Genomic DNA, 17,058 nt, shown 5'->3' on the forward strand with positions numbered 1-17,058 from the left:
AACGCGGCCTGACGCCCGCCGCGCGGGCGCGGGGCCTTTCATCGCGCGCCGCGCTCCGTTAGAAGGCCATCGACCATGGCCGTGCACGAACCAGACCAGACGCTCCGCCGCCATTTCTTCTTCGTGGCGGGCTTCGATCCCATGAGCGTGGAAGGCCATCACAAGGTCTTCACCCGCGAGATCGCCCGATTCGCCAAGGTGTGGACGGTCGAGACCGGCTGCGATCACGCCATCGCGCCCACAGCGACCGGCGCCACATGGAATGCCCACGCCACGGGTCCCGGCTGGTCCACGCAGACCCGGTTCGAGCTGCTCGCCTGGGATGAATTCGTGCGTGCCGACATGGCGCGCAGCCGCTGGTCGCACATTCTCGGCACAACCCGGGCGCTCGCGGACATGATCGCGAGCGGCACGGTGGTGCGCTATTTCCGCCTCAGCCACCGCTATGGCATCTTTTTCGTTCTGACCTATGTGGTGCTGCTCGCCATCACGGCCGCAGCCCTCGCCGCCGGCTATGGCGCGGCGCATTTGGCCGCCACGCCGCTCGGCCCGATCCCGGCGCTGCTCCTCGCCGCGATCGCCACCGCCGGCGTTTTCTTCGGCCTCATGGCGACGCTGGGCAAACGGCTGCGGCTCAAGCAATCGCTGGATCTTGCGGAATTCTCGGTGGATTACGCGCGGGGCCGGCATCCCGACATCGACGCGCGGGTCGCCGCCTTCGCGGCGCGGGTGCGCGAGGTGGCGCGCAAGGGCGGCGTGGATGAGATCGTCATCGCCGGCCACAGCCTCGGCGCCATGCATGTGGTGAGCCTCATGGCGCAGGTGCTGGCGCGCGACCCAAAATTCGGCACGCGCATCCCGATCCGCCTGCTGACCCTCGGCTCCACCACCGCGAAATTCGCGCTGCATCCCGCCGGCACCCGGCTGCGGGCCGCCGCGCACAAGGTGCATGCGGCCCCGGCGGTCGGCTGGGCGGAATTCCAGGCGCGCGACGACATCGTCAGCTTTTACAAGGTCAATCCGGTCACGCTCGGCCATGCCGGCAATGCGGACGGGCGGCGCCGGCCGTTCGTGCGGCAGATCACCATTCGCGGCCTGCTGACGCCCAAGACCTATGCCCGCTTCCGCTTCGACGTGATGCGGCTGCACTGCCAGTTCTTCCTCGCGAACGATCGCAAGGCGCCGTACGATTTCTACGCCTTCATCTGCGCGCCCGTGACCTTCGACGAAATGGTGCGCCAGATGGACGGGCCGATGGCGATCTTCGCGCCCGACGGCGCGCTCATTCCCCTGGCCGACCGGCAATCCACGGCGGTGGGCGGCGCGGCCCCGGCCGAGCCGGCCGCAGCGTCCGCCGGCCCCGCGCAGCCGCCGGCGCGCGCCAAGGCACATCCCAGATCCGGGAGCCGCGCCCGGCAACATCCCAAAAACAGGAGCAGGAAGCGCCCATGAGCACGCTCGCCATCGCAAAACTGGCCTGGGCGCTCGGCGTCATCGCCTGGTACGTCATCCGCATGCCGTTCGAGCGCAAGGCGCGCAAGGCGCGGGTGGCCGACCGGCGCCACCGCACGACGCGGGAAATGGTGCTGCTGTCCATCTCCACGCTCGGGCTCGGCATCATTCCGGCGATCTATGCGGCGACCGGCTTTCCCCGATGGCTCGGCTATGCCCCGTCCCCGCTTCAGGTGGCCGCCGGCATCGCCGTGTTCGCGGTCTCGCTCTGGCTGTTCTGGCGCACCCACCGCGATCTCGGCCGCAACTGGTCGGTGACGCTGGAGATCAAGGACGCGCATCAGCTGGTGACGTCGGGCGTGTATGCGCAGGTGCGCCACCCCATGTATTCCGCCTTCTTCCTATGGGCGGTGGCGCAAGCGCTGCTGCTGCCGAACCTGCTGGCCGGCTTTTCCGGCCTCATCGGCTTCGGCATCCTGTTCTTCTTCCGGGTCGGCCAGGAAGAGGCGATGATGCGCGAGACCTTCGGCGCGCAATATGACGCCTATTGCGCCCGCACCAAGCGCATCATTCCCGGCCTCTACTGAGCGGGTCCCGGCCAGAAGGAACAAAGCCCGCACACGGCGTGGCGCGCGATTCGGACACTTTGTGTTCCCCGCGCGTTCGCCACGCGGGATGGGACTTGTCCCGCCCTGGCACAGATCAGCCGGGATCGAGCGGCGCCGTTCCACTCGGGCGGCCGTCGGAATCGCGGGTGATGGTCTCGACCCGCGCCTCGGCCTCTTTCAGCAGCGCATCGCAGCGCGCTTTCAGCAGTTCGCCGCGCTCATAGATGGCGATGCTCTCCTCCAGGGGCACGTCGCCGCGCTCCAGGCGCTGCACGATGCCTTCCAGCTCGGCCAGGGCCATTTCGAACGAGAGGGTCGCGACCGCCGGGCCGGCGCTGGCGCCTTTGGCCTGCGGGGGAGTCTTGGGAGCGTCGGCCATGGGCTTTCCTTTTTGCGTGCGAGCATCGGAGGCGGACCGGCCGCGCCGATTCCTCGGATCGTTTGCGCGCACCATAGCCGAGCCGGGCGCGAGGCTTAAGCGCCCTTCGGGCAGGCCGGGGTGGCCTGAGGGCTTCGCCTTTGCTAGAAGCCGCGCGAACACTTGAGCCCTTCTCCGGACCCCGGCGGACGAATTCCATGCCCTCCAAGGCGCAAAGCCGATTTCCCGAGCGCGAAGGCCGCGCCCTGGACGATGCCCTTCTCGCCCGCTACGAGGCCGCCGGCTTCGTGCGCATCGACACGCCCATTCTCCAGCCGGCGGACGTGTTCCTGGATCTTTCGGGCGAATCCATCCGCCGCCAGCTCTATCTCACCACCGATATGGACGGGCAGGAACTCTGCCTGCGGCCAGACCTGACCATTCCCGTGGCGCGGCAGGTGCTCCAGTCCGGCGCGCCGCTGCCGACTTTCGTGAGCTATCTCGGCCCGGTGTTCCGCTTTCGCGGGGAAAGCAGCGGCGAGTTCCGCCATGCCGGCGTCGAATCCTTCGGCCGGACCGATCTTGAGGCGGCGGACGCGGAAATCCTCGCGCTCGGCCTGGAAACCTGCGCCATCTATAATGTCCCGGCCCCGTCAATCCATCTCGGCGATGTGGCCCTGTTCGCGGCGCTGCTGGAAGCCCTGCCCCTTCCCCCGGCCTGGCGGCGGCGGCTGCTGAAGGATTTCGGCCAGAGCAGCCTGGACGCCGACCTCACCCGCCTCAATGCCGAGCGCGCGACCAATGGCGCGAGCCATGCCGGCGTGCTGAACGCGCTCACCGGCTCGGATCCGGAAGGCGCGCGGGCGCTGATCACCGACCTGCTCTCCATCGCCGGCATCACCACGGTGGGCGGCCGCAGCGTTTCGGAGATCGCCGAGCGATTCCTGGAACAGGCCTCGCTCGATGCCGGCAACGGCCTGTCGTCGGAAACGGCGGTCATCCTCGCCCGCTACCTGGAGATCACGGGCAATCCCGACGACGCCTCTGCGCGGCTGCGGGCGCTCGCGAAGGACGCGGGCATCGCGCTCGACGCCGCGCTCGATGCATTCGACCGCCGCGCCGGCTTCATCAGCGCCCACGGCATCGCCCTTTCGGATATCCAATTCTCCGCCGCCTTCGGCCGCCCGCTCGATTATTACAGCGGCATGGTGTTCGAGCTGCGCGACCCGCACGGGCGCGTGGAGGGACCGCTGGTGGCGGGCGGGCGCTACGACCGGCTGCTGGAGCGGCTCGGCGGGGGCGCCATCGTGCCGGCCGTGGGCCTCGCCGCATGGGTGGAGCGCCTCGCGCAGCTGGATCGCGCCGCGATGGACAAGGCCGCGGCACGCCCGGCCGATGGGGAGGCGGGACGATGAGCGACACCTTGATTCTCGCCGTTCCCTCCAAGGGCCGGCTGCAGGAAAACGTGCAGGCCTTCTTCGCCCGCGCCGGCATGCCGCTGCTTCAGGCGCGCGGCGCCCGCGACTATCGCGGCGCCATCGGTGGGGTGGAGAATGTGGAGGTGGCCTATCTCTCCGCGTCCGAGATCGCGGCTGCGCTTGCCTCCGGCACCGCCCATGTGGGCGTCACGGGCGAAGATCTGGTGCGCGAGAACATCTCCCACGCCGACACCCGCGTCGCGCTGCTGGAGAAGCTCGGCTTCGGCCATGCCAATGTGGTGGTCGCGGTGCCGCAGGCCTGGATCGACGTGCGCACCATGGACGACCTGGACGATGTGGCGAGCCATTTCCACAGCCGCACCGGCCGGCGCATCCGCGTCGCGACCAAATATGTGAACCTCACCCGCGCTTTCTTCGCCCGGCACGGCATCGTCGATTACCGCATCGTGGAAAGCGCGGGCGCGACCGAGGGCACGCCGGCCGCCGGCAGCGCCGAATTGATCGTCGACATCACCACCACCGGGGCCACCTTGTCCGCCAATGCGCTGAAGGTGGTGGACGATGGGGTGATGCTGCGCTCGGAGGCCAATCTGGTCGCCTCCCTCACCGCGCCCTGGAATGCGGGAACCCGCGCCGTCGCCCGCGCCATCTTCGACCGCATGGCGGCGGAAAAGCGCGCCCGCACCATGCGCGAGGTGCGCACCCGTTTCAGCAGCTGCGATGCCGGCCTGGTGGCGCAGGCGGTGGAGCTGTTCCGCTGCGTGGCGCCGTTCGGCGGGCCGACCTCATCCGGCATGCTGACCCTGCATTGCCCGCCGGACACCTTGCACGGTCTCGCCACCTTCCTGCGCGCCCAAGGCGCCAGCATGGTCACGGTGGGGGCGATGGAATATGTGTTCGCCTCGGACAATCCGCTCTACGAAGCGCTCGAAGCGCGGCTCGCCGCCAGCTGAGAACCCGCGCTTTAGAACAATTGCCTGCTGAAACGTCACGAAAGCCGTCTTATAAGCCGGAGCCGGACCCTTTCGCGTCCGATCCCGTTTTGGAGCTCAGCCTCATGACACGTCCCGCCAAGCGTATCGCAGTGACCGGAGCCGCCGGCCAGATTTGCTATTCCCTGCTGTTCCGTCTTGCGCACGGCGACGTGTTCGGCGCCGACCAGCCGGTGGTGCTCCAGCTGCTCGACTTGCCGCAGGCACAGGCGGCGGTGGGCGGCGTGGTGATGGAACTGGAAGACTGCGCCTTCCCGCTGCTCGCCGACGTCGTCATCACCGACGACCCGAAGGTCGCCTTCCGCGACGTGGATGCCGCCATCCTGGTGGGTTCGCGCCCGCGCTCGAAGGGCATGGAGCGGCGCGACCTGCTGCTGGCCAATGGCGAAATCTTCAAGGTGCAGGGCCGCGCCCTGAACGAAGCGGCGAGCCGCGACGCCCGCGTGCTGGTGGTTGGCAATCCCGCCAACACCAACGCCGCGATCCTCGCCCAGAACGCGCCGGACTTCCCGCGCGAGAACATCAACGCGATGCTCCGCCTGGATCACAACCGCGCCCTCTCCCAGCTGGCTGCCAAGGCCGGCATCGAGGTCGCCAGCATCCAGAAGATGGCCGTGTGGGGCAATCATTCCCCCACCATGTTCGCCGACTGGCGCTTCGCCACCTCCGGCGGCAAGAGCCTGCCCGAGATGATCAACGACGAAGCCTGGTATCGCGACACGTTCATCCCCACGGTCGCCAAGCGCGGCACGGCGATCATCGAGGCGCGCGGCGCTTCCTCCGCCGCATCCGCCGCGAATGCCGCCATCGACCACATGCACGACTGGTTCCAGGGCTCGAACGGCGACTGGGTCTCCATGGGCCTGCCCTCCGACGGCAGCTATGGCATTCCCGAAGGCGTCTATGCGGGCGTTCCCGCGATCTGCGCCAACGGCAGCTATGAGCGCGTCACCGGCCTGCCGATCGACGATTTCGCCCGCTCCATGATCGACCGCACGGTCGCCGAGCTGACCGAGGAACTGGACGCGCTCAAGTCCTGACCTTTCGGAAACTCTGAACGCAAAAAGGCGCGGCCGGCGGGAAGCACCCGCCGGCCGCGCCAGCTTCAAGCCACTCATGTGGGCTTATGTCATGTTAGAGACCCGCCGCGCCCGCACCTGGGCGAACGCGCGGCGCACCGCTTCCCCGCGCTCCATGCGCTTGGCGATCGCATTGAAGGCCAAGCGCGCCGGTTCCTCGATGCGGGAATAGGTGAGCGCCGAGAGCGCCAGCACCACCACGAGCACGCTCGCCAGCGCCGCATGGCTCTGCCACACGCCGCCGAGGTCGTAGAGCGTCTTGGCGTGCCCCTCCACCATCACCTCGTGCTCCAGTGCGACGCCAGCCGCGCGCGCCAGGCTCCAGGCCAGGAATGCCGCCGCCATCAGCACCAATTGGTGGCTCATATAGATGGAATAGGACCAGCGCCCGAGCGCGGCGAACGGCGGGGCTTGCAACAGGCGCGAGATCGCCCCCTGTTCGCGAGCGAACACCAGCACCGCCGCCGCGAACGCCAGCGGCGCGGCCAAGCTGAGCGCGCGCACCGCATCCGGCCCATGGCTGGAGCGAACCACGAACAGCGCCACGAGCGCGACGATGCCCGCTTCCCACGCCGTCGCCAGGGGCAGGCGTCGGTGGCCCCAGATCTCGTGCAGGCGATAGGCGATGACGCCCGTGAAGAAGCCGGCCACGCAGCGGAACAGGCCGAAATCGGCGGTCGAATTCATATAGCTCGGGGCAAACAGGGCCAGGAGCGCAATGCTCGCAAGCACCAAAGCGGCGGCGGCGAGGCTCAGGCGCCGCAGCGCCAGCACGCACACCGCGCCGAACAGCAGATAGGTGTAGAATTCCGCGCCGATGCTCCAGCTCGGGGCGTTCCAGGCCATGCCGTGCAGATCCACCGCGTTCAGTAGCAGCAGGTGGATGGGAATGGCGATGGCGGAATATTCGCTCGGCCCGAGGGTGAAGGCGAAGCGATCGGGGTGGGGCACCAGATTCACCAGCGCGATGAAGCCGATGAACAGCGCGAGCATGGCCGCATGCAGCGGCCAAAGCCGCCCGAACCGGCGCACCACGAACGCGCGCCAGGATGGCGCATCCCCCAGCCGGTCGCGATAGGCGTGGCACACCACGAACCCGCTGAGGACAAAGAAAAAGTCCACGAACAAAAATGCATTTGAAACAATCGGCGCCCCAAGCAGGGGCGAACGGAACACGAAGCAGAAATGGAAAAGGACCACCAGCAGCGCGCAGATCCCGCGCCAAGCATCCAGGGCTTTGAAGCGAACCATGAAACATTCCTCCGGTGCTGAAAAGCCGGAGGTCGGCGTAAGGTTCCCATGCGGAGAAGCCTTGGCTGAAATGCGGATACTTCATGACCCTATGTTTTTGAATATTTCTATCTTGGGCTTTGCCAAAGCGGGAACCCGCGCGGTTTCGCCCCTGAGACCGCCCCCTTCCCCCGCTCATTGCGACGGCCTAGTCTTCCCGCGCGCCGCAAGCGCCAAGACCGTTGCTTGTTCCGGAGTGATCGATGCGTGAAGCCGAGCCCCAACCCGTGCGCCTGGCCGATTACCGCCCGCCCGAATGGCTGGTGGATACCGTCGATCTCGATATCTCGCTGCATCCGACCGCGACTCGTGTGGTCTCGCGCCTTGCCTTGCGCCGCAATCCCGCTGGCACGTCCGACGCGCCGATCGCGCTGGACGGCGATGGCCTGACGCTGGTGCGCGTGGCGATCAACGGCACGCCGCTTGCCGGTGGCGCCTATGAGGCGACACCCCAGGCGCTGGTGATCCCCGCCCCGCCGGCGGATCGCCTGTTGCTGGAAATCGAAACGCTGGTGGACCCCACCGCCAACACCCAGCTCATGGGCCTGTTCCGCACCAGCGCCAATTATTGCACCCAGTGCGAGCCGGAGGGCTTTCGCCGCATCACCTATTTCCCCGACCGCTCGGACGTGCTGGCCGTCTACACCACCCGCATCGAGGCGGATAAGGACGAGGCGCCGGTCCTGCTCGGCAACGGAAATCTGGAGAAGAACGGGCCGATCGTCGGCACCAATCGCCATTATGCCGTCTGGCACGACCCCTGGCCCAAGCCGAGCTATCTGTTCGCCCTGGTGGGCGGCAAGCTCGACAAGGTGCCGAGCCATTTTGTTACCGCCTCCGGCCGGCCGGTGGACCTCGGCATCTATGTGGAGCCGGGAAAAGCCGACCGCGCCGCTTATGCCATGGACGCGCTGAAGCGCTCCATGCGCTGGGACGAGCAGGTATTCGGCCGCGAATATGATCTCGACGTGTTCAACATCGTCGCGGTTTCGGACTTCAACATGGGCGCCATGGAGAATAAGGGGCTCAACGTCTTCAACGACAAATACGTGCTGGCGACGCCCGAGACCGCCACCGACGCCGACTATGCCAATATCGAGGCGATCATCGCCCACGAATATTTCCACAATTGGAGCGGCAACCGCATCACCTGCCGCGACTGGTTCCAGCTGTGCCTGAAGGAAGGCCTCACGGTCTTCCGCGACCAGGAATTCTCCTCCGACCAGCGCTCGCGCCCGGTGAAGCGCATCGCCGACGTGCGCCTGCTCAAAGCCCAGCAATTCACCGAGGATGCCGGCCCCCTCTCCCATCCGGTGCGGCCGCAGGTGTATCGCGAGATCAATAATTTCTACACGGCGACCGTCTATGAGAAGGGCGCCGAAGTGGTGCGGATGCTGAAGACCCTACTGGGCGAGGAGGGATTCCGCGCCGGCATGGATCTGTACTTCACCCGCCACGACGGACACGCCGCCACCATCGAGGATTTCCTGAAGTGCTTCGCGGACGCCACGGGCCGCGATCTCGATGCTTTCGCGCTCTGGTATTCCCAGGCCGGCACGCCCCGGCTTGAGGTGACCGGCGCCTATGACGCGGGCGCCGGTACGTTTCGCCTGGATGTCGCCCAATCGACCCCGCCGACGCCGGGCCAGAGCGAGAAGAAGCCGCTGGTCATCCCGCTGGCGCTCGGCCTCGTCGGCCCCAATGGCAGCGACATGCCGCTGGTTCTGGAGGATGGCACCACCGTGCCGGACGGCGTGCTGGAAGTCACGGCGCCACGCCAGAGCTTCGTCTTCACCGGCATCGGCACGCGGCCCGTCGCCTCGCTGAACCGTGGCTTCTCGGCGCCCGTGAACCTGTCGTCCAACCTCACCAGCGAGGATCTGGTGTTCCTGGCGGCCCATGACAGCGATCCGTTTAACCGGTTCGACGCCCTCCAGGGCCTCGCCTTCGCCCTGCTGAAGGATGGCGCGCGCACTGGCGTCCTGCCGGATCCGGGCGCTCTCGTGGAGGCCGCCCGCCTGCTGATGGGTGATCCCGCCCTGGATCCGGCCTTCAAGGCGCAAGCCCTGGCGTTGCCGGGAGAAGCGGAAGTGGCGCGTGAACTGGCGCGCGACGTTAATCCCGATGCCGTCTTCGCCGCTCGCAAGGCCCTGCGCAAGGCGTTCGCGGAGGGCCTGGGCGATTTGTTCGCGGAGGCTTACGCGACCCTCGGCACGCCCGGCCCCTATACCCCCGACGCGGCTTCGGCCGGCCGGCGCGCGTTGCGCAATCTCAGCCTAGACTACCTGACCGTGCCCGCGACGCCGCAAGCGCTCGCCCGCGCCAAGGCGCAGTTCGAGGCGGCGGACAATATGACCGACCGCTTCGCCGCCCTCGCCGTGCTGTCCCAGCATGATGCGCCCGAGCGCACCGATGCGCTCGACGCCTTCTTCCGCCGGTTCGAGAATGACCCGCTGGTGATCGACAAATGGCTGAGCCTGCAAGCCATGATTCCCGAGACCGGGACGCTGGAGCGGGTGAAGCGCCTGTCGCTGATGCCCTTCTTCTCCATGACGAATCCGAACCGGGTGCGGGCGCTCATCGGCGCGTTCGTCACCGGCAATGCCACCCAGTTCAATCGCGCCGACGGAGCGGGCTACGATTTCCTCGCGGAAGTGGTCCTCGGTCTGGACGGCACCAATCCCCAGGTCGCCTCGCGCATGCTCTCTGCCTTCAAGACCTGGCGGCAGTTGGAGGCGGGGCGCGCCGCCCACGCGGAACGCGCGCTGCGACGGGTTGCCGAAACGCCCGGCCTGTCCGAAGATGTGGCCGACATTGCGATGAGATCCCTCGGGTAACGCAGAGATTACCAACAAAAACGGGATAATAAGCTGCGCGATTGGCCCATTATCCCGTGGCTGGCTAACGACTAGGTTCCCTGCATCAACACGCCGGCCCCGCCGGCTTTTCAAATGCAGGAGACTTTCCATGCGCAACCTGACCCTTGCCGCCCTTGCCATCGGCGCGGCCCTGACCGTTTCCGGCGCCGCCAGCGCCGACGAATACGTCACCGCCCAGAACAAGGAGGCCTATGCGGTCGCCGCCGAGTCCGCCCATCAGGCGGCCGCCACCGAATCGTTCGCCCTCACCCCGCTCGGCTATGCGGAGGCTCCGGCCGCCAGCCATCGGCTGAACGCCATCTTCCCCGCGCGGACCGCGCAGCCCACGGCTGCGAACTCCGCCGAGATCAGTGTTGGCGGAACGGGCGAGTAATTCCCATATAGGGTTAAACGATCCGGATCAGGACGCGGCGCGCAGCGATGCGCGCCGCGTGCCTTTGCATCTCAAGAGGAAGCATCGCCATGGCGCGCTTCGATGATATTGAAGTGTTCCTGCGGGTGGTCGAGCGCGGCAGCTTCAGCGCTGCGGCCGCGCAAATGGGCCTTCCCGCAACCTCGGTCAGCCGCAAGCTGAAGACCCTCGAAGACCGGCTCGGGGTGCAATTGCTCCATCGCACCACGCGGCGGGTCTGGCCGAGCGAGGCGGGGCAGGCCTATTACAACCAGTGCGTCGATGCGATCGCGGCGCTGGACCGCGCCGAAGCCAGCGCCCGGGCGCTCACCAAGGAGCCGGAAGGTCCGCTGAAGGTGCTCATCACCTATGCCCCGGCGATCCTGATCCTGGAGCCGGAGCTTGCTCAATTTCGCGCGCGCTATCCCAAGGTGCAGCTCAACCTGACCCTGGACAATCACCCCCTCGACCTCGCCGAGCACGGTTATGACGTTGCGGTGCGCCCCGGGCCGGTGCGCGATTCCAGCTATCATGTGCGTTCCCTGGGAACGCAGACCATGAGCCTGCTGGCGAGCCCGTCCTATCTCGACCGCAAGGGCCGCCCCGCCCACCCAAGCGAACTCGGGCTGCACGACCTCGTCGCGATCCGCAGCCGCCCGGGACCGCTGCACTGGGACCTCGACGGCCCTGCCGGGCCGATGGATTTGCAGATCCAGCCCGCCCTCGTCACCAATGATCCCATCATGGCCCTGCGGCAGACCTTGAGCGGAGCCGGCATCCTGATGATGTCGCGCTGCCTCGCCCGTCGGCGTCTGGATGCGGGAGAATTGGAGCTGGTTCTGCCCGACTGGCAGCGCCGCGAACCGCTTGAGACGGTCGCCCTGTTCCCCGCCCGCGCCACCCAAGACCTGAAGGTGCGCGTGTTCGTGGATTTCATGGTTGAGGTCTATTCGCGCTGGATCCGCCCGGCTGGATCGCCCCCGCTGGCGCTGGTCGCACAGCAAGGCGAGTCGCGCACCCGCGACGCAGCTTGAGCGATGCCGCAGCGCTTGCCGCAACGGTGAAAATAACCCGCGAAGTGCGTGAATTTTTGCGGTCTTGACTCTCCCGGACTCTAGACAACACCCCCCCGATTCGAGTCCAATCGACCCCGATTCGGAGAGATGCGGCACGTCCCTCCAAGTCTTGTGAGGACGATAGGTCGAGGGGCGTGGCCGCCCTAAGACCGGACACCGGAGGAGGGGCCGGCGATGGCACGCGCCAACGCTGAGAGCGTCGGTGTGCGCGGTCATGCCATAGGTGGATTGGCAAAATCCGTAGCACGACCCGCCTACCAGCGGCTTCTCGAAGCCGAGCCTTTTCTGCGCCGGATCGTCCCGGCGCTGATCATCACCTTCCTGGTCGTCATCGGCGTCGGTGCCGCTGTGCAAGTGCACAGCCATCGTCAAGCCGTGATCGACAACGCCAAGGATGACCTCAGCCTCCTCGCGCTCGCGACCGCCGAAGGGCTGAGCCAGCGCCTGGGCGGCAATCTCGCACGCGTCAGCCAGGCCTTGCTGGATTCCCTTCCGCCCCGCGCGACGCTGGGCGGCCGCCGCATCTACGTGACCGATCCCCAGGGCCGCATCCTCGCCTCGGCGCCGCAGGGCCTGCCGGCGGCGGCGACGCTCGCCGACGTGCTCGATCCCTCCCAGCCGCTCACGGTCTTCGCCGAGCGCGCCGGCGTGCTGGAAATTCCGTTCGGCGAGGACAGCGCGCTCGCCACCGTGCGCAACCTCAACCCGCCGCTCGGCCAGATCATCTACATGCAGCCGATGGCGCGGGCGCTCTCCACCTGGTCGGAAAGCACCACGCTGACGGTGACGCTGTTCACCACCACCGGCGCGGTGCTGCTCATCCTCGGCTTCTCCTTCCACTGGCAGGCGAGCCGGGCGCGCGAGGCGGACCACATCTACGACACCGTGCGCGTGCGCATCGACACCGCGCTCAATCGCGGCCGCTGCGGCATGTGGGATTGGGACATGGCGCGCGGCCGCATGTACTGGTCCGACACCATGTTCGAGATCCTCGGGCTGGACCGGCGCGATGACCTGCTCTCGTTCGGCGACATCGCCAAGCTGGTGCATCCGGACGACGTGAACCTCTACGAACTGGCCCAGGACCTCGCGGACCGCCCCGGCGCCTCGGTGGACCGGGTGTTCCGCATGCGCACCGCGCGCGGCGACTTCGTATGGCTGCGCATGCGCGCCGAAGTGGTGCAGCAGGGCGGCGAGGACGGCCCGCACCTCATCGGCATCGCCATGGATGTCACCGAGGCCCAGCGCATGGCGGAACGCACGGTGACCGCCGACACCCGCCTGCGCGACGCAATCGAGAGCATTTCGGAAGCCTTCGTGCTGTGGGACAGCCAGAACCGGCTCGTGCTCTGCAATTCCAAGTTCCAGAGCCTGCATGAATTGCCGGACGATGCGATCCAGGTCGGCACCTCGTTCGACACCATCGCCACCGTCGGCCGCCACCCCGTCACGCGCACGCCGCTGAAGCCGGAGGACAAGCCGGAAGAGGGCTCGCGCGCCTTCGAGGCCCAGCTTTCCAACGGCCGCTGGCTGAAGATTGCCGAGCGTCGCACGAAGGACGGCGGCTACGTCTCGGTGGGCACCGACATCACCCCGCTCAAGCGCCATGAGGAACGCCTCATGGACAATGAGAAGCGCCTGATGGCGCTGGTCGCCGACCTGCGCAAATCCCAGCAGACCCTTGAGCTTCAGGCCCAGCAGCTGGCGGAGCTTGCGGAGAAATATTCGGAAGAGAAGAACCGCGCGGAGGACGCCAACCGCGCCAAGAGCGAGTTCATGGCCAATATGAGCCACGAGCTGCGCACGCCGCTCAACGCCATCATCGGCTTTTCCGAGATCATGGAGAGCGGCATGTTCGGCCCGCTCGGCTCGGAAAAGTACGCGGAATATTGCGGCGACATCAAAGGCTCGGGCACCTACCTGCTGGACGTCATCAACGACATTCTCGACATGTCGAAGATCGAGGCCGGCCGCATGCAGCTGGAGCTGGAGGATGTGCGGCTCGACGAGATCGTCACTGACGCCCTGCGCGTTATGGCCCTCAAGGGACAGGAGAAGCAGATCTCCGTCACCGCCGAGGCCGGCGAGGGGCTCGCCGTGCGGGCGGATAAGCGGGCGCTCAAGCAGATCCTGCTGAACCTGCTCTCCAATGCGGTGAAGTTCACGCCCGAAGGCGGGCGCATCGCCATCAAGGCGCGGGTGAACGGCGGGGCGGCGGTCATCGCCATCGAGGACAGCGGCATCGGCATCGCCAAGCACGCCCTCGCCAAGCTGGGCCGGCCGTTCGAGCAAGTGGAAAGCCAGTTCACCAAGACCCACAAGGGGTCGGGGCTGGGTCTCGCGATCGCCAAGTCGCTGACCGAGCTGCACGGCGGGGCGATGCGCATCCGCTCGCAGGAAGGGGTGGGCACCACCGTCATCATCCGCCTGCCGCTGGATGGCGGCGCGGCCAATTCCAACGAGACGCCGCGCCTCACCTCGGTGGTGTGAGGCGCCCTCCCCGCCCGAGCGAGGTGGTCAGGCCGCCGCCTGCTCCAGAACCCGCGTGAAGATCTCCCGCACACGATCTTGGGTATCGCGCAGATGGGCGTCCAGGGTGGTGAAGTCCGGCATTTCTCCAGCCCGCGCCAGCAGCGCTTTCAGGGCCGGGCTCGCTTCCGCCGGCAGGAAATGGGTGTCGAGGGCGAGCCGCAGCACCTGCGTCAGATCCTGGTAGAGCCGGCAGGCGTTGGCGAGAAGGTGAATGTCCTCCGCCGGCAACAGGTGGAGTTCGCCCGCCACGGCGATGATGCGCGCGGTCGCCGTATCGACGATCTGCGGGTGGTCGGCGGCATGCACCAGCACCAGATATTGCGCCAGGAACTCCACATCCACCTGCCCGCCGAGGGCATGCTTGAGGTTCCAGCGGTCGGATTCGCCCTTCTCGGCCGCGATCGCCCCGCGCATGTCCAGGATGTCGCCGGCGATGCGGCGCGGATCGCGCGGCCGGGCCAGCACATCGCGGATCACCCCTTCCACGCGGTGGCAGAAATCCGGATGCGCAGAGATCACGCGGGCGCGGGTCAGCGCCATGTGCTCCCAGGTCCAGGCTTCGTCGCGCTGGTAATTCTCGAACGAGCGCAGCCGTGTCGCCACCGGGCCGGAACGTCCTGACGGCCGCAGGCGCAGGTCCACGTCATAGAGCTTACCGGCGTTGGTCAGGCTGGTGAGGGCGGTGACCAGGCGCTGGGTGAAGCGGGCAAAATATTGCGCGCCGTGGAGCGGGCGCGGGCCATCGGACGCGGGGTCGGCATCCGGGTCGAAATCATAAAGGACGATGAGGTCGAGATCGGAGCCGGCGGTCATCTCCCGGCTGCCGAGCTTGCCCATGGAAAGCACCGCCGTCTCGGCCCCGGCAATGGTGCCGTGCGCCTCCTGGAACCGCGCCCAGACGCGCGCATGCAAGGCACGGATGATGACTTCGGCGAGGCGCGCATAGGCCTCGCCCGCACGCGCGGCGGGCAGTGTGCCGGAGGCGATGCGCACGCCGATCAGCACATGCTGTTCCTGGCGGAAGCGGCGCGCGCGGTCGAGCTGCTCCTCATCGCTCTCGGCGGTGTCGAGCAGGATTTCCAGATGCTGCTCCAGGCTCGCCTGGTCGGGCAGCTTGTTGAAGAAGGCCGGGTCCAGCAGAGCGTCGAGCAGCGAGGGCCGCCGCGCCAGCGTCTCGCCGAGGCGCGGCGCGACCGTGAGGATGGTGGCGAGCAGCCGCACCAGATCGGGATGGCGCTGCAAGGCGTGCATCAGATGGCCGCCGGAGAGTTCGGCAAAGAAATTGTCGGCCGCGATCAGCGCCCCGTCGGGATCGCCGCCGCGCGACAATTGCTCCAGCAGCAGCGGCGCGATGCTGGCGAGCTGCCCGCGCGCCACATCGCTGCGCAGAACGCGATGGCGCCCCGCCATCCAGCCGCGCACCACGGTGCTGGCGGCGGGCGGATCGCGGAAGCCGAGGCGGCCGAGCACCGCCAGCGTCTGGCGGTCATCATGATCGGGAGGGAACAGCAATTGCCCGTCCAGCACCGCCGGGGGCGGGCTGTCCTCGAACAATTGGGCGTAATGGTGCTGTACGCGCTTCAGGCGCTCCACCAGGGCGGCGGCGAAGGCGTCACGGGTCTGATAGCCCATGAAGCGGGCGAAGGCGCCAAGCGCGTCGGTCTGCTCCGGCAAGGTGTGGGTCTGGGCATCCGCCACCATCTGGATGCGGTGCTCCACCCGGCGCAGGAAGATATAGGCCTCGGCCAATTCGTCGCGCACCGCGCCGGCAATCCAGAAATCGCGCACCAGCGCGTCGAGCGCCTCCAGCGTGCGCGAGGACCGCAGGTTGGGATCGCGGCCGCCGGCGATGAGCTGCTGGGTCTGGACGAAGAATTCCACCTCGCGGATACCGCCGCGGCCGAGCTTCACATTGTGGCCTTCCACCGCCACCACGTCGTGCCCGCGAAACGCATGGATCTCGCGCTTCATGGCGTGCACGTCGGCGATGGCGCGATAGTCCAGCACGCGGCGCCAGACGAAGGGGGCAAGATCGGAGAGGAATTCGCGGCCCACCGCGAGGTCGCCCGCCACCGGGCGCGCCTTGATATAAGCGGCGCGCTCCCAGGTCGCGCCCTCGCGCTCGTAATAGGCCAGCGCGGCGGCGGTGGAGAGCGCCACCTGCGTGGAGCCAGGATCCGGCCGCAGGCGCAGGTCCACCCGCAGCACATAGCCGTGGCCGGTGCGCTCCTGGAGCATGCGCACCAGGGCGCGGGTGATTTTGACGAAGAAGGGAGAAGGCTCCACGCCCTCGGCGAGGGGCGCCACATCGCGGTCATAGACCACGATCAGGTCCACGTCGGAGGAATAGTTCAACTCGCGCGCGCCATGCTTGCCCATGGCGATCACCGCAAGGCCGCAGCCCATGGCGGGATGCGCGGTATCGGGCGGCAGCAGCTTGCCGGCGGCGACCGCCTCGGCGAGCAGGAAATCCAGCGCCGCGCTCAGCGCCGTGTCCGCCACGTCGGTGAGCGCGCGTGTCACCTGAACCAGGTCCATGGCCCCGCCGATATCGGCCAAGGCGATGGTGAGCGCGGCTTCCGCCCGCATCTGGCGCAGCGCGGTCATCGCCTGCGCCTCGTCGGCGGCATGCGCAACCGCCTGCCGGCAGGTTTCGGTCAGGGCGGCGATATGCGCCGCCGGCGCGACCTCCAATGCCCGCAGGAGGCGCCGGGGATCGGTTCGGATGAGATCATGGAGAAAGGGTGAGGATTCCGAAACGCCAAGCAGAGCATCGCGCGCGCGGGGATACGTCGCGAGCATGGCATCGACGCGCGCGCGGTCGGCCAGGTCCAAGCTCTCGAGCGCGTAGCCGAGCTTGATCTTTGCCGCCTCAGCATCGCAAAGAACGGGGGTTTCCCACATCAAGGCGGCAAGCGAGGCGGCAGCAATAGGGGGCGAAGCGGAGGAAGCGGACATTTGC

The 17,058-nt window shown here is 67.6% G+C and carries 12 protein-coding genes; 9 read left to right on the forward strand and 3 right to left on the reverse strand.

The features are described from left to right. Positions 1–75 precede the first annotated feature (75 nt). Positions 76–1,452 (forward strand): alpha/beta hydrolase family protein, encoded by a 1,377-nt coding sequence (locus tag V5F78_RS12620; protein WP_394070915.1) that lies wholly within the window; start codon positions 76–78, stop codon positions 1,450–1,452. Next, positions 1,449–2,039, forward strand: a complete 591-nt coding sequence (locus tag V5F78_RS12625) for a protein-S-isoprenylcysteine O-methyltransferase (protein WP_394070916.1) — start codon at positions 1,449–1,451, stop codon at positions 2,037–2,039. Before V5F78_RS12620 ends, V5F78_RS12625 begins: the two co-directional genes overlap by 4 nt. A gap of 115 nt (positions 2,040–2,154) precedes the next feature. Here the strand turns inward: V5F78_RS12625 and V5F78_RS12630 are convergent, their stop codons facing one another. Next, positions 2,155–2,439, reverse strand: coding sequence for an exodeoxyribonuclease VII small subunit (locus tag V5F78_RS12630; RefSeq protein WP_394070917.1), 285 nt, complete (start codon positions 2,437–2,439; stop codon positions 2,155–2,157). A gap of 197 nt (positions 2,440–2,636) precedes the next feature. Here V5F78_RS12630 and V5F78_RS12635 point away from each other — a divergent pair, with 197 nt between their 5' ends. The 3 genes from V5F78_RS12635 to V5F78_RS12645 all read left to right on the forward strand — a co-directional run bounded on the left by V5F78_RS12635 (position 2,637) and on the right by V5F78_RS12645 (position 5,889). Next, a complete protein-coding gene (locus V5F78_RS12635) occupies positions 2,637–3,833 on the forward strand; it encodes an ATP phosphoribosyltransferase regulatory subunit (protein WP_394070918.1) in 1,197 nt (398 codons plus the stop codon). Continuing rightward, positions 3,830–4,810 (forward strand): ATP phosphoribosyltransferase, encoded by a 981-nt coding sequence (gene hisG / locus V5F78_RS12640; RefSeq protein ID WP_394070919.1) that lies wholly within the window; start codon positions 3,830–3,832, stop codon positions 4,808–4,810. The genes V5F78_RS12635 and hisG overlap by 4 nt, the downstream gene beginning before the upstream one ends. Before the next feature lie 104 nt (positions 4,811–4,914). Continuing rightward, positions 4,915–5,889, forward strand: coding sequence for a malate dehydrogenase (locus tag V5F78_RS12645; RefSeq protein WP_394070920.1), 975 nt, complete (start codon positions 4,915–4,917; stop codon positions 5,887–5,889). A gap of 84 nt (positions 5,890–5,973) precedes the next feature. On the opposite strand, the gene V5F78_RS12650 is transcribed toward V5F78_RS12645, so the two are convergent. Then, entirely contained in the window at positions 5,974–7,179 is a 1,206-nt protein-coding gene (locus V5F78_RS12650) for an acyltransferase family protein (RefSeq protein WP_394070921.1), read from the reverse strand. A gap of 242 nt (positions 7,180–7,421) precedes the next feature. Here V5F78_RS12650 and pepN point away from each other — a divergent pair, with 242 nt between their 5' ends. The 4 genes from pepN (at position 7,422) to V5F78_RS12670 (ending at position 14,054) form a co-directional block, all read left to right on the forward strand. Beyond that, positions 7,422–10,055: an aminopeptidase N gene (gene pepN, locus V5F78_RS12655; RefSeq protein ID WP_394070922.1), complete on the forward strand. Its 2,634-nt coding sequence runs from the start codon at positions 7,422–7,424 to the stop codon at positions 10,053–10,055. Between the two features lie 130 nt (positions 10,056–10,185). Next, positions 10,186–10,470, forward strand: a complete 285-nt coding sequence (locus V5F78_RS12660; RefSeq protein ID WP_394070923.1) for a hypothetical protein — start codon at positions 10,186–10,188, stop codon at positions 10,468–10,470. 89 nt (positions 10,471–10,559) lie between these two features. Continuing rightward, positions 10,560–11,522 (forward strand): LysR family transcriptional regulator, encoded by a 963-nt coding sequence (locus V5F78_RS12665; RefSeq protein WP_394070924.1) that lies wholly within the window; start codon positions 10,560–10,562, stop codon positions 11,520–11,522. Between the two features lie 216 nt (positions 11,523–11,738). Continuing rightward, a complete protein-coding gene (locus V5F78_RS12670; protein WP_394070925.1) occupies positions 11,739–14,054 on the forward strand; it encodes a sensor histidine kinase in 2,316 nt (771 codons plus the stop codon). Positions 14,055–14,081: 27 nt separating this feature from the next. Here the strand turns inward: V5F78_RS12670 and V5F78_RS12675 are convergent, their stop codons facing one another. Beyond that, positions 14,082–17,054, reverse strand: a complete 2,973-nt coding sequence (locus V5F78_RS12675; protein WP_394070926.1) for a bifunctional [glutamine synthetase] adenylyltransferase/[glutamine synthetase]-adenylyl-L-tyrosine phosphorylase — start codon at positions 17,052–17,054, stop codon at positions 14,082–14,084. Positions 17,055–17,058: the final 4 nt, after the last annotated feature.

The sequence above is a fragment of the Roseixanthobacter glucoisosaccharinicivorans genome, from assembly GCF_043195095.2.
Classification (GTDB): Bacteria; Pseudomonadota; Alphaproteobacteria; order Rhizobiales; family Xanthobacteraceae; genus NCEH01.